18 protein-coding genes and 1 tRNA gene are annotated in these 18,589 nt (G+C 66.9%); 5 read left to right on the top strand and 14 right to left on the bottom strand.

The genetic code is table 11. From position 1 onward, the window contains the following. Positions 1 to 34 precede the first annotated feature (34 nt). Positions 35 to 1,084, bottom strand: a complete 1,050-nt coding sequence (locus M1P99_RS12425; protein ID WP_304455672.1) for a MauE/DoxX family redox-associated membrane protein — start codon at positions 1,082 to 1,084, stop codon at positions 35 to 37. Between the two features lie 17 nt (positions 1,085 to 1,101). Then, positions 1,102 to 2,061, bottom strand: a complete 960-nt coding sequence (locus M1P99_RS12420) for a hypothetical protein (RefSeq protein ID WP_304455671.1) — start codon at positions 2,059 to 2,061, stop codon at positions 1,102 to 1,104. Between the two features lie 309 nt (positions 2,062 to 2,370). Here M1P99_RS12420 and M1P99_RS12415 point away from each other — a divergent pair, with 309 nt between their 5' ends. Together M1P99_RS12415 and M1P99_RS12410 are read left to right on the top strand one after the other, a co-directional pair. Then, entirely contained in the window at positions 2,371 to 2,889 is a 519-nt protein-coding gene (locus M1P99_RS12415; RefSeq protein WP_304452803.1) for a SigE family RNA polymerase sigma factor, read from the top strand. Positions 2,890 to 2,952: 63 nt separating this feature from the next. Beyond that, positions 2,953 to 3,039, top strand: a tRNA-Ser gene (locus M1P99_RS12410). A gap of 279 nt (positions 3,040 to 3,318) precedes the next feature. Here the strand turns inward: M1P99_RS12410 and M1P99_RS12405 are convergent. Continuing rightward, a complete protein-coding gene (locus M1P99_RS12405; protein WP_304452802.1) occupies positions 3,319 to 4,047 on the bottom strand; it encodes an SDR family NAD(P)-dependent oxidoreductase in 729 nt (242 codons plus the stop codon). A 102-nt stretch (positions 4,048 to 4,149) separates the two neighbouring features. Here M1P99_RS12405 and M1P99_RS12400 point away from each other — a divergent pair, with 102 nt between their 5' ends. Next, a complete protein-coding gene (locus M1P99_RS12400; protein ID WP_304452801.1) occupies positions 4,150 to 4,656 on the top strand; it encodes a MarR family winged helix-turn-helix transcriptional regulator in 507 nt (168 codons plus the stop codon). Between the two features lie 79 nt (positions 4,657 to 4,735). Here M1P99_RS12400 and M1P99_RS12395 read toward each other — a convergent pair whose 3' ends face one another. Both M1P99_RS12395 and M1P99_RS12390 read right to left on the bottom strand, forming a co-directional pair. Beyond that, positions 4,736 to 5,119: a pyridoxamine 5'-phosphate oxidase family protein gene (locus M1P99_RS12395; protein ID WP_304452800.1), complete on the bottom strand. Its 384-nt coding sequence runs from the start codon at positions 5,117 to 5,119 to the stop codon at positions 4,736 to 4,738. 9 nt (positions 5,120 to 5,128) lie between these two features. Further along, positions 5,129 to 6,613, bottom strand: coding sequence for an MFS transporter (locus tag M1P99_RS12390; protein WP_304452799.1), 1,485 nt, complete (start codon positions 6,611 to 6,613; stop codon positions 5,129 to 5,131). Between the two features lie 156 nt (positions 6,614 to 6,769). Here M1P99_RS12390 and M1P99_RS12385 point away from each other — a divergent pair, with 156 nt between their 5' ends. After that, entirely contained in the window at positions 6,770 to 7,177 is a 408-nt protein-coding gene (locus tag M1P99_RS12385) for a helix-turn-helix domain-containing protein (RefSeq protein ID WP_304452798.1), read from the top strand. Between the two features lie 101 nt (positions 7,178 to 7,278). Here the strand turns inward: M1P99_RS12385 and M1P99_RS12380 are convergent, their stop codons facing one another. From M1P99_RS12380 to M1P99_RS12370, 3 genes are read right to left on the bottom strand one after another with little or no spacing between them, the layout of a single operon-like run. Then, complete coding sequence (locus M1P99_RS12380; protein ID WP_304452797.1) at positions 7,279 to 7,821, bottom strand: flavin reductase family protein; 543 nt, start codon at positions 7,819 to 7,821, stop codon at positions 7,279 to 7,281. A gap of 13 nt (positions 7,822 to 7,834) precedes the next feature. After that, positions 7,835 to 9,124 carry a cation:proton antiporter gene (locus tag M1P99_RS12375; RefSeq protein ID WP_304452796.1) on the bottom strand — a complete coding sequence of 430 codons (1,290 nt, stop codon included), beginning with the start codon at positions 9,122 to 9,124 and terminating at the stop codon, positions 7,835 to 7,837. After that, entirely contained in the window at positions 9,124 to 9,564 is a 441-nt protein-coding gene (locus M1P99_RS12370; protein WP_304452795.1) for a nuclear transport factor 2 family protein, read from the bottom strand. Before M1P99_RS12370 ends, M1P99_RS12375 begins: the two co-directional genes overlap by 1 nt. 197 nt (positions 9,565 to 9,761) lie before the next feature. Between M1P99_RS12370 and M1P99_RS12365 the strand changes: the two genes are divergently transcribed. After that, a complete protein-coding gene (locus M1P99_RS12365; RefSeq protein ID WP_304452794.1) occupies positions 9,762 to 10,454 on the top strand; it encodes an antibiotic biosynthesis monooxygenase in 693 nt (230 codons plus the stop codon). Positions 10,455 to 10,595: 141 nt separating this feature from the next. On the opposite strand, the gene M1P99_RS12360 is transcribed toward M1P99_RS12365, so the two are convergent. From M1P99_RS12360 to M1P99_RS12335, 6 genes are all read right to left on the bottom strand, one after another. Further along, positions 10,596 to 11,321 carry a response regulator transcription factor gene (locus tag M1P99_RS12360; RefSeq protein WP_304452793.1) on the bottom strand — a complete coding sequence of 242 codons (726 nt, stop codon included), beginning with the start codon at positions 11,319 to 11,321 and terminating at the stop codon, positions 10,596 to 10,598. Between the two features lie 386 nt (positions 11,322 to 11,707). After that, positions 11,708 to 12,301 carry a TIGR03086 family metal-binding protein gene (locus tag M1P99_RS12355; RefSeq protein ID WP_304452792.1) on the bottom strand — a complete coding sequence of 198 codons (594 nt, stop codon included), beginning with the start codon at positions 12,299 to 12,301 and terminating at the stop codon, positions 11,708 to 11,710. 27 nt (positions 12,302 to 12,328) lie between these two features. Beyond that, positions 12,329 to 13,174, bottom strand: coding sequence for an SDR family oxidoreductase (locus tag M1P99_RS12350; RefSeq protein WP_304452791.1), 846 nt, complete (start codon positions 13,172 to 13,174; stop codon positions 12,329 to 12,331). A gap of 179 nt (positions 13,175 to 13,353) precedes the next feature. After that, positions 13,354 to 14,880: an FAD-binding oxidoreductase gene (locus M1P99_RS12345; protein ID WP_304452790.1), complete on the bottom strand. Its 1,527-nt coding sequence runs from the start codon at positions 14,878 to 14,880 to the stop codon at positions 13,354 to 13,356. 36 nt (positions 14,881 to 14,916) lie between these two features. Continuing rightward, positions 14,917 to 16,620, bottom strand: coding sequence for an NAD(P)/FAD-dependent oxidoreductase (locus M1P99_RS12340; RefSeq protein ID WP_304452789.1), 1,704 nt, complete (start codon positions 16,618 to 16,620; stop codon positions 14,917 to 14,919). A 34-nt stretch (positions 16,621 to 16,654) separates the two neighbouring features. Continuing rightward, positions 16,655 to 18,127 (bottom strand): FAD-dependent monooxygenase, encoded by a 1,473-nt coding sequence (locus M1P99_RS12335; RefSeq protein ID WP_304452788.1) that lies wholly within the window; start codon positions 18,125 to 18,127, stop codon positions 16,655 to 16,657. Positions 18,128 to 18,589 lie beyond the last annotated feature (462 nt).

The following is an 18,589-nucleotide window of genomic DNA, read 5'->3' as shown; positions in this document are numbered from 1 at the left end:
GCCCGGCCGGGGGCCGGGGCAGCACCCCCACCCGTCACCCGCCGGCGGGCTGGCGTCCGGGGTCGCTGTCGCGGGCGTCGTGCCCGCCCCCGCCCTGCGCGGGCACCTCGGCCGTCCCCTGACGCTCCCCCGGCTCGTGCCCGGCCGGGTGCTCCCGCGCGGCGCGCAGCGTCTCCGCGGCCCGCTCGGCGTCGATCCTGGCCGCGTCGCGCCTGGCCGCCTCGACCGGCGAGCGCAGGCGGCGGGGCGGACCGACGAGTTCGCGCCTGGTCACCGCGCCGAAGGAGGCGGACACCGCGCCGCTCTCCCGGTCGACCAGGACCGCGCGGACCGCGGTCCGGCGCCGACCGCCGACGCGCACCGCGAAGACCACGTCGACACGGCGCCCGTGCCGCATCCCGTCGAAGCGCTGGAAGCGCCAGCAGCCGTGCCGCCACTCGTCCTCGGGTTCGTCGGCGAGCAGGACCGGCCGGTTGGTCCGCCACACGTCGCTGGACCGCAGCCGTGCCCTCGTCCGGCGCTGGGAGGTCTCGCGCAGCTCGCAGGGTTCGCTGGCGAGCGCGCGGGCGGCCACGTCCCGCAGCTCGGGGCTGAGCAGGGCCAGGAGCAGCAGTTCGACTCCCAGCACCCAGCCGTGCGCGGCCGTCGGCGCTGCGGCGACCTGCCAACCGGTGGGCGCCAGGCCGAGCGTGGCCAGGGCGGCCGCGGCGAGCAGACCGGCCCGCACCAGGGTGCGCCATCCGATCGGGGTCCGGCTCAGGCCGCCGAAACAGCCGCAGCCCGCCTCCGGGTCGCGGCGGCGCGCCAGGACGAGGACCACCACCGACCCCCCGAACAGGGCGGCGGTGCCCAGGCGGGCGACCGTCCCCCAGGGGCCGGTGAGGACCAGCAGGCCCACGGCCAGGGCCAGTTCCAGGACGCCGGTGCCGAACGCGGCCGGGCGGCGCAGGCGGGACGGGAGCAGGACGGCCAGCCCCGACCCCTCCGACCGGCTCAGTGTCTTGGCCGCCGCGCCGAGCAGCAGCAGGGCCGCCAGCAGCGGCAGCTGGACCTGCCGGACGGCGTCCACGGTCTCCGGCGCCATGATGAACTCCGGCATGGTCATCCCTCCCCCTGGGCGACGGTGACCGTCGCGTTGAAGCAGCCGTCCTCCAGGCGTCCGCCCAGTCCGACGAACGCGGTCATGGTGAGGGAGGCGATCCGTCCGGCGGCCTGGCCGCCACACGAGGGGCACAGGTCGCACAGCCAGCTGTCGGCCGCCGCGCAGTCGATGACGGGCACCACGGCGGTGGCCCGTGTGCAGTCGTTGCGCAGGCGCAGGGTGGCGCCGATCGACAGCAGCGGCAACGGCGCGCACGGGGTCCGGCTGTCGCAGCCGTCGTGGCCGGCGCGGTCGAGTGCCGGGTAGGCGATGCCGTGGACCCGGGCCCGCGGGTCCAGGTGGCTGGCCCGGCCCGAAGCCGGGTCGTACCAGGTCGCGATGCCGCTGACCGTGCCGGAGCTCTGGCGGGTCGGCGGCCGGTGCGGGGTGGCCCCGAGGGGATAGGGCGGCTGTGTGGTGGCGGGGCGCACCGCCCGGACCTCGCCGCCGTTCCACACTCCCACGGCGTCGAAGACGTAGCCGGGCTCCAGGCGCGGGTGGCGCACGCCCAGCCGCCCCGAGGAGCGGTAGGGGATGACGACCGTCACGCGCGGTCGTCCGTGCCCGGGGTCGACCTCCAGGGCGTCGCCTTCGCGGCCGGTGATGACCCCGCTGACGCGGGCCGCCTGCGCCCAGACGCGTTCGGCCACGAGCCGCCCGTCGTGTCCGCACAGGACGACCGCGTCGTCGCCGGGCCTGATCTCGGCGGCGCCGACCTCCGCGCCGCGCCAGAACGAGGTGACGCGTTCGAAGAGGAAGCGCTCCTCCCCCTTCGGCGTGGCCAGGCACAGCATGTACGAGGTGGCGTCCACCACGACCCCGCGGGCCACGCGGGAACTGGCGGGTGTGGGCTCGGGCACGGCCTCGGCGCCCAGCGCCGCAGCCGTGAACCTCCGCCGGTCCCGCCCGTGTTCGGTCATCAGTGACATGTCGCCCGCGCCCCCTTGTCGCCCGACTCGTCCTCTGTGCCCATTGTGCTGGTCGGGCCCCGGGATCACCGCTCACACGCCGACACCTGCCGCGACATGTCGGCCACATGGCCAGGGCATTGCATCACACGGCACCCCGAGGACACTGAGCCACCGAACACCGGTGGAGAGCCGGACATGGGCTCCGCCGCGCGGTTTGTCGGCACATGGCATGCCACAGGCCGACTGTTTGCGCGCCCTGTGTGAGAGTGAAGGGAAGAAACGTGACCGGTCACACAAAGCACGAAATCGGTGGTCGATGTGGCGGAGGCGACCCGGACCCCCAGGTACGACGAGTTCAGCAGCTACGTGGCCGAGCGCGGACCGGCACTGCTGCGCATGGCGCGGTCGCTCACCAACAGCCACGCCGACGCCGAGGACCTGCTCCAGGCCGCGCTCGTCAAGACCTTCCTGGCCTGGGGTCGGATCTCCAACCCCCAGGCCCGCGACGGGTACGTGCGCCGCGCGATGGTCAACACCCAGATCTCCGAGTGGCGCCGCACACGCCTCGACGTCTACCCGACCGACGAGATCCCCGAGCAGCGCGTGGACGACCCCACCTGGCGCAGCGACCTCGCCGACGTGGTCGGGCGGTCCATCGACCGCCTCCCCGACCGCCAGCGCACCACCGTCGTCCTGCGCTACTACGAGGACCTGACGGAGAACCAGATCGCCGCGCGCATGGGCGTCACCCTCGGCACGGTCAAGAGCACCCTGTCCCGCGCGGTGGAGAAACTCCGCCGTGACGCCGACCTGATCATCGAGCGCACGACGTCCTGACGCCGACTCCCAGGACTTTCGTTTTGCGCAGCGGACCGCGGGGCCGTAGTCTGGTGCGAGCCAGGAGGATTCGCCTAGAGGCCTAGGGCGCCGCACTGCTAATGCGGTTGGGGGGCAACCCCCTCATGGGTTCAAATCCCATATCCTCCGCGCTTCGACCTGGGGCTTTCCGCATCGCGGAACGCCCCAGGTCTTTTCGTGTTAGGGGTCTGCTGGCACGGAATCTGTGCCTGCCAAGCCGGATTGGCAGGCACTCCGACACCTGCGTGATTCGGCCGCAGCAGTGATCGAACACACGTACCGGTCACTCGCTCCAGGGAGCGAGCGCATAAGGTGACGATGGATCCAGCAGACACAGGCAAGACGCCTCGCGGCCGCTCCGGGGCCCGGACACCATCTCGCGCAGCCGACCGCGCGCCCAACAGCCGTTCAGGCCGTCAGGCCTCCGTCGACGGCAATGGCCTGTCCCGTCACCCAGCGCGCGTCCGGAGAGACCAGGAATCCGACCACGTCAGCGACATCCTCCGGGTCACCCAGACGGCCCATCGGTATCTCCTGCCGAAACTGTTCCAACGGAACGGGAGCCGAACGGAGCGCGTCCGTGTCGGTATGCCCCGGAAGAATGCTGTTGACTGTGACTCCCTGAGCCGCCAGCTCCCGTGCGGACACTCGAACGAGCTGCTCGGCGGCGGCTTTGCTCGCCGCATACAGACCCGTGCCGGGCGAGGCGACCCTGGTGGCCCCGGTCGAGACGAAGACGAAGCGACCCGACTCGCGCAACCACCGGCCACCGTCACGCAGAAGCTGGAAAGTCGCCCGGCTGTTCGCGGCGAAGGCGGCTTCGTAGTCGTCATCCCGCGCGTATCCGATGGGGCCGAAGGCGATGCCATAGGCCGTGTGGACGATGATGTCGAGCGCCCCATAGGTCTGTTCGACAGCTGAGAGCAAACGGGTGACCCCGTCCGGCTGCGCGATGTCGGCGCGGACCGGGACGGCCTCCCCTCCCTCGGACTCTATCTCGGATACCACCGCACGAGCCGAACCCTCATCGCTCCGATATCCCACCACGACCTTGATCTTGTCTCTGGCCAGGCGAAGAGCGACCGCCCGACCGATTCCGCGCCCGGCCCCGGTCACTACCGCAACCCGCTCTGTCATGGAGTCCTCCAAATAGTTGATGAACTAAACTACCGACAGCATAAAACTCACCATCGGTAGTTGCAACTGTCAAGCTCATCAATTTTTGGATAGACTGCCCCCATGGCAGATAGATCAAATATGGCACTGGCGGAGAACCTACTGACGCTAGGCATCGCCGTCGGCGGAGTTCGCGCTAGGGTCAGCCGTGACCTCGAGCTCACTCCGCAACAGGTCGAACTTCTCTGTTCCCTTTCCCATGGGCCGAGAAGCGCAGGTTCGCTTGCGGAACTCCTTGCCTGTGATAAAACAAACATAACCGGCATGGTCAATCGCCTGGAGTCACGAGGACTGGCATACCGGGACCGGGATGACGAAGACCGTCGAGTGGTGTACGTGGTGCTCAGTAATTCCGGAACGGATGTGGTACGGGAGTTCCGCATGCGCTCCTACGAAGCCATCACGAAGAGTCTTGGCGACCATTCCCAGGAAGAGCGTGATCAATTGTCCACGCTCGCGCGTAAGGCGATCGATTCCATCAGCCCTGAACTGACCGGTCTGCTCGGCCCTGCCCCCCGGGGCCCTCAGCCGCAGCGCTCTGAGGAACACGACTGTTCCAGAACCGGGTGAAGCCTGTGTCCGACCACCTTGTCGCCGGCATCGACGAGGACCCGACGGCAGGGCGCCGGGTCCTCGTCGGCCCCCACGATCAGTACAGTCCCATGGTCCTGTCGATCGCGATCTCGATGACCACCAGTCCCGAGAATCCAGGCGGTGGCGACCGGTAGCGCTTGGCGTAGCGCCGAGCCCCCTCAGCCACCCGTCGCGGATCGTCGGACACGGTCGGCATCCCTTCCAGCGTGATCCACCTGGCACCTGCCACCTGGCAGACCGACACCCGGTCAATCGGATTGGCCAGCACGTTGCGAGCCTTGCGGCGCGTACGCACCGTCATGATCCGCACCAGTCGGTCGTCACCATCCCAGGTGAACCGCACGGGCGTGACATGAGGCGTGCCGTCCGGCCGCAGCGTGGTCAGCGTGCACACATGGTTCTCGGCCAGGAACCCCTCAGCTTGGGCTGACAGGATCACAGTCTCTCCTCAGGCGACAGGGGTGGACACATCGGTCTGCTCAGAGGTGCGCTTGAAGGGCAGCAGGATCAGGGTGACGAGGAATGCGACCACCAGGAACCCGACACCGATGAGGAACGCCTCGTGGAAGACGGTCACTCGAGCCGCCCGGATCAGGTCGGGGTCCCCGGCCGCAGCCGAGGTCAACTCGGAAACGTTCCGGAAGGAGATGGCCGCCGCGACCGCCAGCCCGAGCGCACCGCCGACCTCCTGGCTGGTGTTGATCAGACCCGCGGCCAGACCGGACTCCCGCTCGGTGGTCCCCGCGAACGCGGAGATCTGCAGTGGAACGAACGACAGGCCCAGGCCCAGGCCGGTGACGACGAAGGCGGGCAGGATGTCGATCAGGTACGAGCCGTCCGCGGGCAGCCGCCACAGCAACAGCATCCCGATGGTCGTGAGAGTCAGGCCCACCAGCAGTACCGGTTTGGCGGCCACCCGAGTGACCACGTTGGAGGCAATGCCCGCACCGACCGCCGTCAGTACGGCGAGGGGGAGGTAGGCCAATCCGGTGCGGATCGGCGAGTACTCCAGGACCTGCTGCATGAACAGGCTGGCGAAGAAGAACAGTGTGACTGTGTTACCCAGCAGTAGCAGGGCGACGATGTTCGCGGACCGCAGCATCGGGCGCCGGAAGATCCCCAACGGCACCAGCGGGGAGGAAGAGCGCGACTCGATGACCAGGAACGCGAGCAGCAACAGGGCTGCGGCAGCGAATCCGCCGTAAAGTAGGACCGGGTCCACGTCCTGGTCGTCGACGGTCTGGCCCAGGCTGAAGATCAGGAGTACCAGGCCGGCGGTGAGGACGACGCCCCCCGTGACGTCGAAGGAACGACGCTGTTCGGTCGAACGGCTCTCGCGCAGGATGAACGGCGCCGCCAGTGCTCCGCCCAGACCGATCGGCACATTGATGAAGAAGACCCAGGCCCATCCAGGACCGTCGGTCAGCAGACCGCCCAGAGTGACACCGGCGACCGCGGCGATGCCGCTCAGTGCCCCCCAAACGCCGAGTGCCCGGTTGCGCTCGGCGCCTTCGGCGAAGCTGTTGCGCAGCAGGCTCAGTGCCGCGGTGGCGATGAAGGCCGCTCCCAGACCCTGTACACCGCGGGAGATGATCAGCATCAAGGCGTCCTGGGCGAGGCCCGCCGTGAGGGAGGTCAGGGCGAAGACGATCAGGCCTACCTGCAACATGAGCCGTCGCCCGAAGTAGTCGGCGAGTCGTCCGCAGAGCAGGAGAAACCCGCCGAGCATCATCCCGTAGGTGGTGACGATGTAGGGAAGGTAGGTCGACGGGACGTTGAGGTCGTCCTCGATAGTCGGTAGGGCGACGTTCACGATCGACACATCGAGGAACGTCATGAATCCGGCCATGCTGAGGAATGCAAGGACCAGGCCAGGGCGCCGTAGCGGCGGCGTCTCCGAAGTGACCTTCTTGGTGTGATCTGGGGTGGACATACGCACTCCTGATGAATTCGAGGAAAACCAGATCGTTGACGAAGCGAAAAGCAGACGGCCTCCAGGTCGGCGTCATCGCCGCCAGGCCTTTCTCAGAAGCTAGCATCCGAAGTAGAGTAGGTACCTAGAGGAAAGTGACTTCCTGGAGGGACACCGATGGCTGAAAACACGACAACCACGCCGGATCAGGCCTGCCCGGTCGGTCCGGTGGTCGATATTGTCTTCAGCCGCTGGACCACTCCGGTGCTGTGGGCGCTGAACGAGTACGGCCGCCAGCGGTTCGTTGAGCTCCAGCGCCGCATTTCCACCATCACACCCAAGGTGCTGACCCAGCGGCTGCGGCAACTGGAGCGAGACGGCCTGGTCAAACGCACTTATCATCCCGAGGTTCCCCCCAGGGTGGAGTACGAGATCACCGAGCTGGGGCGCAGCCTGGCACCGCTCTTCGCGACACTCGCCGACTGGTCCGAGGCCAACCTGGGCCGAGTCGAGCAGGCGCGACGGGAGTTCGACGCCTCGGAGAAACCCACTCCCCGGGCCTTGACCTCCCGTGGGCGGGCTTAGGTCTGCCGGCCGGTGGCCCTGGTGGCATGGGGCTGCCGCGAAAGCTCGCCCATGACCCACATCGGTGAATCGAGGCTTGACGCGTGTTCCGCGGACACGCCCTACGACCGCCCGACCGTGGGACCATCCCCCAGCACTCGCATCTGCCCGCGATAGAAGACCAACGGGTCCTCGTCCCGCCCCGACGTTCCGAGATCGACCACTTCGCCGAGCAGGATCGCGTGGTCCCCGCCGTCGTACTCCCTGACCAGGTGGCAGGACAGGAAGGCCAACGCCTGGCTGAGCACCGGAATCCCGTCCCGGGACCGGTGGTGGGGCACTTCGTCGACGCGCGCGGACTCACGGCCCGCGAAACCCCAGGCTGTCTCCTCTTGGTGGTGGGCCAGAAAGTTCACCACAAATCCACCCGTAGCGGTGAGCACAGGCCGCACACGAGACTCCTTGTGCAGGCAGAACAGCACCAGGGGCGGATCGAGCGAGACCGAGGTAAAGGAGTTCGCCGTCACCCCGACCGAGTTGCCCCGATCGCCGGAGGTGATCACCGTCACCCCCGTCGCGAAGGTGCCGCACACCTGGCGCAGCGTCCGCGTATCGACCGTTTCCTGATGCGAGGCGTGCTGAGTGAATTGCTGTGCAGGAATCACGAATGCCCTCTCGTTAGGTACGCGAGCCGACCAGGTCCACGACGTGCCCGGTGGGCGACGCCGGTTTACGCGACAGCAGCGGCCCGGTCATCGCACTTGTCACCAGGGCCACCACCACCAGCAAGGTGAAGATCCGGCCGTCGAGCACGCCCAGCCCGACACCGACATTGAGGATGATCAGTTCGGTCAGCCCTCGGGTGTTCATGAGCAGTGCGAGGTCCGCGGCTTCCCGCCGGGTGAACCCTGAGAGCCTCGCCGGCACGAAGGCGCCGACCATCTTGCCCACGCAGGCGACCACCAGGAGCAGGGCCAGCGCGAGGTAGTCGCCGGGGACCAGCGCGCTCAGGTCCACGTTCAATCCGGTGACGACGAAGAACACCGGCAGGAACACCAGTCCGATGTCCTCCACCGGAGCGCGCAGCCTGCGCACGATGGGCTCAGCGTGTTCCCGCGGCATCACGAAGCCGAACAGGAAGGCGCCGAAGATGGCATGGATGCCGATCCAGGACGTCAGCCACGATGAGATGAACGCGCCTGCGATCAACGCGGTCACCAACACCGACCACCGATCGGTGCCTACCCCCCAGCGCACAAGGCGCTCCAGCAGCGGTCGTACCACCAGCAGCATCAGCACCACGTAGAGCAGACTCAGCCCACCGGTGCGGACCAGGCCCGGATAGCCGCCCTCCGACACCACCAGAATGGAGACGAACGCGAGCAGAAACCAGGCCAACACGTCGTCGATGGCCGCGCTGGCCAGGGCCAACACACCGACCCGCGTGCCCTGGAGCCCGCGGTCGGCCAGGATGCGGGCCATCACCGGGAACGCGGTCGCCGACATCGCAACACCCATGAAAACGGCAAAGGGAACAAAAGGGACGTACTTCCCGGCCACCGTCGCGTAGTGGGGATGGAGCAGCACCGCCGCGGCCATGCCGAGGCCGAAGGGAAGCGCGATCGACGCCAGCGAGACCCCTGCGGCCAGCGCCGCGTAAGGCCGGATCAGCCGTCGCTCGAACTCCCACCCCAGGGCGAACATGAACAGGACCAGGCCGACCTGAGCGATTCCCGACAGTATCGGCCGCACGTCCTCAGGGAAGAGGAGGTCCGGCAGGCCCCCGGGCAACCTCCCCAGGAGACTCGGGCCGAGCGCAATGCCCGCGGCGATCTCACCGATGACCACGGGCTGGCGCAACCACACCACGGCCCGGCCGAGCACGAGCCCCGCCAACAGAACGACGGCGATGCCGACGAGCAGCACCGAAATCCGCGGCTCCTGCGGGCCCGCGGCCAGGAGCACCATCAGACCTCTCCGCGGTGGGGCGGGCTTCCGGTCGTCCAGAGGACACGGAACGCCAGTTCGGCCAGACGCCATCCAGCCTGGGTCCGACGGGCCCGCCCGGTCACCAGGGTGCCTGCGGCAAAAATCGGATCGGCCGGCGTACCGGGGTGGTGCACGTGGGTCACGGCGATATTGGCTCGTACCCGGGCCTGCTCCCCGTCCACCTCGTCGACCACCGAAGGTGAGTTGAGGTGCTGGGTCCGCGCATACGCCGACAGGGCGTCCCGATGGTATCCGGCCATGCCCTCGATGCCCTCATGGCCGCTCATAGGGAACTCGACGCGGGCATCCTCGGTGAACAGCCTTCGCGCCCAGGAATCGTCGATCTTTTCGTCGTCGAGACTAAGGAGGTAACGGTCGAGAAGTGCAGCAATATCAGCTGTCGAGTAATGTGAGCCCATTGCTCCAGCATGGCGGAACTGACAACGTGAGCACTAGTCTTCCTGTCACTTCCATGACATACATGGAGATGATCTGTAGTCGCTCACTGATCCCTGACGAATCTGTCATAACCCTTTCACCGCATGAGCTTCACAGCTTTGACATTACTTGTGATGATGTTCGTGCAGCACCAGATAAATGACGAGGAGAATCAGTAATGCCGAAAATCACAGCCGATGGCGCGCACCTGACTGTGCTCAACCTGTTCACGACCGATGCCCCCGACAAGCAGGACAGTTTGCTGAAGGCGATGCGGGAGATCGTCGACTCCGCCGCCTACCCTGGGTGGATCTCCAGCACGGTCCACAGTGGTCAGGACAAGCCCGGCACGGCCAACTTCATCCAGTGGCGCAGCAGCGAGGACCTGGAGGCCCGGTACGAGGGCGAGGAGTTCAAGCATCGCACGATGCCGCTGTTCACCGAGATCACGACGTCGATCCGGCTGCTGCAGAACGAGGTCGCCTACACCCACCAGCGGAAGGGGAACGCGGTCACTGAGGTTTCGCCCGACCGCGGCGACCACACGGTCATCGAGGTTTTCGGCGTGGCGGGGGAGAACCAGGAGGACCTGATCGCCGCGTTGGGCCCGGACCAGGAGTGGTTGGAAGAGGTACCGGGCTACCGCACCCACACCGTACTGCGCGGTCTGCGGGCCCGAGGTCTCGACGGCCACTTCGTGGTGGTCTACTCGCAGTGGGACGGCAAGAAGTCCTACGACGCCTTCCGCGCGGTCTCCGAGCCTCAGCGCTCTGCGGCCAGACGCAAGACCGAGGCACGTGTCGAGGCCCTGGCGACCTCCCACGACTGGAACACCTACAACGTCGTCCACACCCGGTCCGCCGAGCGGTAGCCGGGCTCTAGCCCTGTTCGCGAGGCGGGAGGAAGAAGGGGGGTGCGGAGGCCGTTCGGCTTCCAGCACCCTTTTCCTTCCTGTGGGCGAGATCCGGCACCGATGTCAAGGTCCGCCCCCGAAGGCACGTGCTCACGGCACTCACCCTTCTCCGATACGGAACCCGACCCCGCGCACCGTGACGATCCAGTCGCTGCTACCGAGTTTTCCACGCAGGCTGCTGACGTGCGTGTCGACGGTACGCCGAGACCATGAGTCCCCCCAGACCTGCTGCATGATCCGCTTCCGCGAGATGACCACGCCAGGGTGGGAGGCGAGGAGGTAGAGGAGGTCGAACTCCTTGCGCGTGACCTCGACTCCGCGGCCGCCGACACTGACTTCGCGCAGGCTGGCGTCTATATTCAGATGACCGTGAGAGACGACCCGTTCAGCCTGCGGTTGCTTATGGACGCGCCGCATGATCGCGTCCATCCGAGCGGCGAGTTCGCGGAACCCGTAAGGTTTGACCACGCAGTCGTCCGCGCCGGCCTGCAGGCCCAGGACTCGGTCGAGCTCGGTACCCCCGGAGATGACGGCGATCAACGGAACGTCGCACAGTGCTCGGATGCCGCGACAGACCTCTAGGCCGTCCATATCCGGTAACTCCAGGTTGAGAAGGATGATGTCGTGCCCCTCACAGACCTGCAGCGCATCGCCCCCCGTCTCCACGCAGTCCACCTCATGCCCACATCTGCGGAGACCATTGACAAGGGCCTCCCGACCCCCTGCTCCGCTCTCCACTACCAGGACCCTCCAGACCGCCTGAGGGCCGCGCACGTATGTCTGATGCCTCTGAGTCTGCAGCGCATAGACCGGATACTGGCTCATACCGCTCCCCGAGAAAAATATCCATGAACAAGGATGAGCAACCACAGAAATGTTATAAATAGAAATCTGAGTACGTCAAGCAATTAACGGTGCACGCCACGCGTTCTTAACATTACGCTGAGCCTGAGCAATGAGCGCCGACCAGGGCGGATGGGCCACAGGACTCTCGTCTGTGATTTGAATCATATCCACAGGAATGCGAACCACTCTGCCCGTCGAGCAGGGGAGGCTCCTGGCCAATTCCGGCCATTGCCAATTCCGGCCACAACTCTTGCGGACAAGATTTATCAACGCAGAAATTATAAGGACCCACAAATGGAAACGACCCCGTCACCTCACCAGGTGCGGGGTCGTCCCTTGATCAATTCCAGTTGTCGCTGCCGATCCTACCTCCGAGGATCGCGGCCGTACCAGCCCACCAAACGATCGATGTCCGGCGCGTCCTCGGACACTTCCACCACCGGCCCGAAGGGCACCTGGCCGCCACGCGGCTGCGCGGGCACCGCCCGACGCATGTTGGCCAGTGGTCCGGCCAGGACTCGCGGATCCCATGCCACGTCCTGGCCGGTCGCGGTGGCCAGGTCCCAGGTGTGGAGGACGAACTCGTTGGTGTAGATCAGCGCCGCCGCAGCACCCGGCACCGGCCCCCAGGGCAGCCCGATCTGCCGACCCAGCACCGCGGGATCCGACCAGACAGCGTCCGTCTCGCGGGCCGCAGTATCCCAGGCGGTCTTCCACTCGCCGTCGGGGACGTCCTCGGCGAAGTGCGGAACGCTGAAGAAGTCGCCCCCCTCCCCGAGCACAGCGACCCGGCGCAGCACGGACACCATGTGGTTGCACAGCTCCCGCACGCTGTACTCGGGACAGGGGGTGGTCCCGTCGTACTGGTCGGGCCGCACCGCGGCGATGCTCTGCCCGGCCACGTCGATGGCCCCGCTCAGACCCGCGCGGGGGTCAGGCCTGTCCGTGGTCTCAGTCATGTTCTACTTCCTCCGGTCACGTCTCGCTCATCTGAAAACCATGCTGTTGTCGGCGGCCCACTCCCCGAACGCGCGGGGAGCGCGCCCGGTGACCCTTTCGACGTCGGTCCTCACCTTCTGCTCCGCGGCCACCGGCTCGCCCAGGATGGTGAGCGTGGCGTCCGCGACCGGCTCGGGCATGAACCGCAGCATGTTCTCCCGTGCCTGGTCCCGTGTGAGCTCGACGAACCCCACGTCGGTGCCCAGTGCCCGACCGATCTCCTCAGCCTGCTTGCGCGGGGTGAGCAGTGCCGGCCCGGTGAGCTCATAGGTGCGCCCGGCGTGCCCGTCCTCACACAGCACCGCCGCTGCGACCGCGGCCACATCGGCCGGGTCGAGCATCGGCAGGCCCACGTCGCCGAACGGCGCGACCACCACGCCCTGCTCGCGCACCGGTTCGACGAAGGCATAGGCATTCGTGTAGAAGCCCCCGGGCCGCAGGATCGTCCACTCCAGCCCCGATCCCTGGACCGCCGCCTCCAGCGCGCGCAGCCCGCCGTAGGCGGCCGCCTCCGGCCGCGTCCCCACGGCTTGGGAGGAAAGTACGACGACCCGGCTGACCCCGGCAGCTTTGACCTGGCCGACGAGGTCATTCGGGTCCACGGCGCCGCCGAGGAGGTCACCGGCGAGGAGCAGAAAGAGCGCGTCGGCCCTCTCCAGCGCCGGTCGCAGGCTTCCGGCGTCGGTCAGGTCGGCCTGCCGGTAGTCCACCCCCTCGATCGCCTCATCGCCCGGCAGGTTGCGGGCAACGGCCCTGACCGGCGCACCGGCCGCGGCCAGTCCACGGACCAACGGCCGCCCCACATTCCCTGTCGCCCCAGTTACTACGATCATGAATATCTCCCGTGTCCGTGGTGGTCTTGACAAGTCTCATAGTTGAAGGCAATGCGGAGCTCTCTGCCCACCCCTGCCACGGCGCCACGAACGTAGCACCCCAGGGGCGGTAGGAACCTAGGGGAAAGTGACTATCTCGTACGCCACTCCAGAAGACGAACGGGGGTCGACTCCCCTGTTCATCCGCGTGCGCCGATACTTTGCGGGGAATCGAAGAAGCGGGAGGGATCGTATTCGTTCTTGATCTGGACCAGGCGCTGGTAGTTCTCCGCGTAGTACGAAACTTCCCAGTCCGTTAAAGCAGGGTCCATCCAGTTCTGGTACGTCTCACCGTTCGACAGCGGGTCGATGACGGCGAAACCGCTGTCCACCCAGCGTGTGGCGACATCCACGGCTTCGTCGGTGACCCCGTCCGGATCCTCGATCAGGACCCGGTAGTTGACGGAGAGCAGGGAGTCGCGGTGTACGTAGGCGGTGTCGGTGCGCGCCGGGTCGTTGGCCTTCCCGCCGAACATGTGCAGGTCCAAGTAGCGGGCATGGCCCGCCAGACGGTCGGCGTCGAAGGCCGACAGCACGTCCGCCCAGCCCCCGCCGCTGAGTGGTCCGTTGCTCAGCCTGGTGCGCTCCAGACCGAAAGCGGGTCGGGTGAGCTGGCCTTCGGGATGCTTCTCGTTCCGGTTGCACTCGTCCTGGGACAGTTCGGCGCACCCGTAGATCGTCATCATCAGATCCCGGTAGGTCGTCGCGCTGTCCTGCCGGTGTATCGGCTGACCGGTCAACGCGAGTAGCCGGTCCACTTCTCCGGCCAGTTCCTCCGGCGTGCCGTCGTACATGGACACCATGACACTGGTCTGCACCGGACCGCCGGGAGAGGCGTCCGGCTGGTTCAGGTAGGCACCGCCGCCGATGTTGTCGGGCGCCTCCACCAACCACTGGGCGGTACCGTCCATGACTTCGACCGCCTGGTCATAGGGGAAGGCCAGGATGGCCGTCGCCATCTGGTCGCCTGCGTGTGGTGTGACCGTGAACCTGGTGACGACTCCGAAGTTGCCACCGCCGCCACCGCGCAGCGCCCAGAACAGGTCGCTGTTCTCCTGTGCCGAAGCAGTGACGATACGGCCGTCGGCCAGCACCACCTCGGCCGAGACCAGCGAGTCACAGGTCATTCCCAGGGGCCGGGTCAGCAGACCGAACCCGCCGCCCTGCAGAAACCCGCCTGATGACACCGTGGGGCAGCCGCCCCCACCGAGCACCATTCCGTGCGCGGCCAGGGCGTTGAGAACATCCACATTCTGGGAACCGGGTCCGATGTCCGCGGTGTTCTCGCCGACGGTGACCGCGTTGAGCCGTGAGACATCGACGACCAGGCCCTCGGTGGTGGAATACCCACCGAAGCTGTGGCCGCCGCTGCGCACCGCCACCGGCAGGTCGTGGTCCTGGGCGAACCGGAGCGAGTGCGCCACGTCGGAGGCATTCACGCAGTAGGCGACGGCCTGTGGATTGACCTCGTCGAACTGGCCGAGCTCAAGCTGCCGGGCGATCACGTAGTAGGAGTCCGAGGGCAGCACGAGGTCACCCTTCAGGCACCGCTGGAGCCGGCGCCAGTGGATGCGCCTGCCCGTGCCCGAGCTGGCGGGAGCGGCGGTGAGCGAGGCCAGACCGAGGGCGGCCGTCCCCGTGCCGATGAGGTTTCTGCGACTGATCACTGGAGGTCCCATCGAGTCGGTCGGAGGATCGGGGTTTCAGGACACCTTGCGGCCGCGCAGCCCCTGCTTGACGACCCCGGTGAGCATGGAGCGGCCGAGATCTCGCATCTCGGGAGGACCCTGGAGGCTCGCCCACCACATGAACCTCACCATCGTGGGCGTCGTCGCCCAGAAGTAACGGTGGTCCTCCCCGTCCTTCCAGCCGAAGGGCACGTTGACCGACTCACAGTCGCGGATCGCCTCGAAGACGATGTCCGCCGCCTTGTCACCGTCGATCTCCCCGGCTTCATAGCGCTCGCAGGTCTCGGCGGTGACATCCATCAGGTGTTTGAAGGCGTGGCTGTCCGGCCACCACAGCCCGGGGTAGGGCGACTTCTCCATCTCCTTGAAGTGCCTGTCGTCGCCGTCCAGGCTGTACTCCTGTCGGGCCTGGATCAGGCGCATGGTGGCAGGGGTGGTGAAGCAGGCCCACACCCGGAACACCGCGTTCCACAACCGGAAGTGGGAGAAGGAGATGTAGGAGCTGTTCACGATCATGTCGTTGTACTTCAGCAACCCCTGTTCGAGCTGCTCGACGTACTCGAAGCGCTCGACGGAGAAGTCGTCGTCGCGCAACGCGTCCAGGAGACGCCAGGCGAGCGCGTCGACCACCTCGAAGGTGTTCGACAGCCCGCGCGAGTACAGCGGATCGATGAATCCGGCGGCGTGCGACATCAGGCACCAACGATCGCCGACCGTCCGCTTGGAGGAGTACTGGATGCGGTCGGTGGACACCCACTCCCGGACGCGCTTGGCACCCTCGAACTGGCGCTTGACCGCCGGATACATGTCCAGGTAGTGGTTGAACTCCTCGTCGGGCGTCATGTCCTTCGGCTTGGGGTAGAGACGCTCGTCGAAGGTGAGCCCCACACTGCACACCGGGTTGCGGGAATCCTTGTGGTTGTCGAACGGGATGATCCAGAACCAGCCGCGTTCGATCAGGTGGTGCAGGGTCCCGCCATGGAACGGGGCTCCCTGTGGTGGGCGCAGGTTGTCGGGGTAGTTGCACACATCGTCGTAGGGCTTCACCCCGATGTAGTGCGTGAACAGGGACCGCGCGTGGTGCTTGTGCCGGGGCGGGTCCTCCCGCAGATCGAACTTCTGTGCCAGTGGCGAACGGAACCCGCTCGCGTCGATCAGGTACTTGGCCCGGAAGACCTCTCCCGTGTGCCCGGTGACGGTCACCCCGTCGTCGTCGAAGTCCAGATCGGTGGCCCGCCAGTTCTGGCGCAGGGCGCAGCCGTACTTGGCGGCGACGTTCAGGTAGTAGGAGTCCGTGTCCTGACGGAACATGTGTGAGGCTTCGGTGAGCATCTTGGGGATGACGAACATCGTGGCCTCGCGCGGGTCCGGTTCACGGTTCTTCCGGTGACTGACGAAACCAAAGCTCTGTTTGCGGCCGTGGTGGGGGCCGATGTGCTTCGTGATGGCCTTGACGTCCAACATGTGTTCGATCTCCGGGACGTCATAGCGATCCGCGAGGATGTGCAGCCACTCCACGAGCTGCGGGTTCTGCGACTCTCCGACCGCGAACCTCGGGTGCTGGCCGGCGTCGACGAGCACGACGCTCGCCCCCCGCCGGGCCAGGATCGCACCCGTGATCGAACCCGCCAGACCGGAGCCGAGGATGACGACGTCGCACTGGATCGGCTCGGGCGCGGTGGCTTCCTTCGTTTCCCCGGTAGTCGCGTTGGTGGTCACAACAGCACTCCTTCTCAGTCGGATGAACGGTGGCTCAACGCCGCGGGGGACGGCCGAACCAGCGGGTGAGGGCCTCGGTCAGGCCGTCGGCTGAACCGTCGCCCGAGGCCCAGGCGACGTAGCCGTCCGGGCGCACCAGCAGACTGGCCGCCGGAGCCTGAGTGTCGTGGCGGGTGGCGGTGACCGTCCGCACTCGATCGGACCATTCACCGACGGCGTCCCGCAGCCCGGCGTTGTCGTGCACGTCCAAGAGCAGTGCCCGGCCCTGGTGCAGCAGGTCGTAGGTGCTGATCTTGGTACCGTCGACCAGCAGATCCTGCTTGGGCAGGCGGCGGCCGAGCAGCGGGTGGTCACCGGGGCCGACGTCGTAGGCGATGTTCAGGCCGGTCACCAGGCCGACCAGGTGGCGCTTGACCTCGTCGATGGTGAGCAGTTCGGCGAACAGCTCGCGCAGTGGCCCCATCTCCTCTCCGCCCAGGTAGAGGGAGCGCTGCACCAGCGTGTTGTTCACCACGCCCGCTCCGACCGGGTGGCGCTCTGTGTGGTAGGTGTCCAGCAACCCTTCGGGAGCGTGCCCCTTGATCTCGGCGGCGAGTTTCCAGCCGAGGTTGACCGCGTCCCCCACTCCGGCGCTGATGCCCTGCGCCCCGATGGGCAGGTGGATGTGGGCGGCGTCCCCGGCCAGGAAGATCCTGCCCTCCCGGTAGGTGTCGGCCTGGCGGCTCGCGTCGGTGAAGTAACTGGTCCACAGGGGCGTGGCGCCGTGGATGTCCTCGCCGGTCACTCGTTGGAAGGCGTCCGCGACCTCGGTGAAGGTGGGGGGCTCGTGGGTGGGGCGGACCCCGGCGTCGCGCTCATAGACGACGACCCGGGTAGCCGCGGGGCCCAGGGGCAGGACCACCACCATCCCTGCCTCGCCGACCTCGCCGGTCGGACGGATACGTGTCTGGACGCCGGTCACATCTGCGATCTTCATCTCCATGGTCGCGTCCACGCCGGAGAAGCCGATGCCCGTCGCCTTGCGGACCACGCTGCGGGCGCCGTCGCAGCCCACCACGTAGCCGGCGCTCAGCCTCAGGTCCCCCTCAGGGCCGGTGGCTTGGACGACAACGCCGTCGTCACCCGCGTCGATCCCGATCACCTCATACCCGCGACGCAGGTCGACACCGAGCCCGACCGCCCAGTCGGTCAGGATCGCCTCGGTTTTCGACTGTGGCACACCCCGCACTCCGAAATTGCCACCCTCGATGGCGCCGTAGTCCACGGGAAGTCCACCGAAATGACCCATCGGAATGGTGTCGATGTCCCCGAAGGCGCCCAACAGCCCACGCTGGTCGAATTCCTCGATCGTCCGCGCTGAGAACCCCAGTGCCCGCGATTGCTGCATGGGCTCTTCCAACCGCTCGAGCACGATGGCCGACACTCCGGCCAAACGGAGCTCGCCCGCCAGCATCAGACCCGTCGGCCCTGCACCAGCGATAATTACCTCTGCGTCAAATTCGCTCATTACCGCACCCTCCCAGCCAGTGAATACCTCCTTCAGTATGGTGATCCCGGCCAGGGAGGTGAACGGCCCCAGGTACAAAGGTGTGACAAGTTCTTCAGGATTGCTTCCCCTACTACAGCACAAGCTCAACGGAGAGGGTGTCGAGGCCAGAGGAGGACAGAACCTACTCGCGGCACACCCCGTGCACCGCCGCGGTGGCGAAGAACCGCGTGCCGGATCGGAGAGGACATAGCACCCCTGGCCGCCAGAAACGCCGGGGCCACGCCTTCGTTTCTCCTTTCCGGAAACCGATGGCGGGGCAGCCGGAGGCACAGGACTTGACACTCCCGTGTTGTTCATCTGACATCGGCACTACTTCCTTACAAAGGCTGACCCCGATCTGTACACCGGCTTCTTGTCGCCCGCCCCGTTACCGAAGATCCTTGAATTCATGATCCGGTGCGCTGTCCTTTCGGGGGCCTG

Source organism: Nocardiopsis sp. YSL2, assembly GCF_030555055.1.
Lineage (GTDB): Bacteria > Actinomycetota > Actinomycetes > Streptosporangiales > Streptosporangiaceae > Nocardiopsis.
The sequence above is the reverse complement of the archived record's forward strand: the minus strand, read 5'-3'. Positions and strand labels throughout refer to the sequence as shown.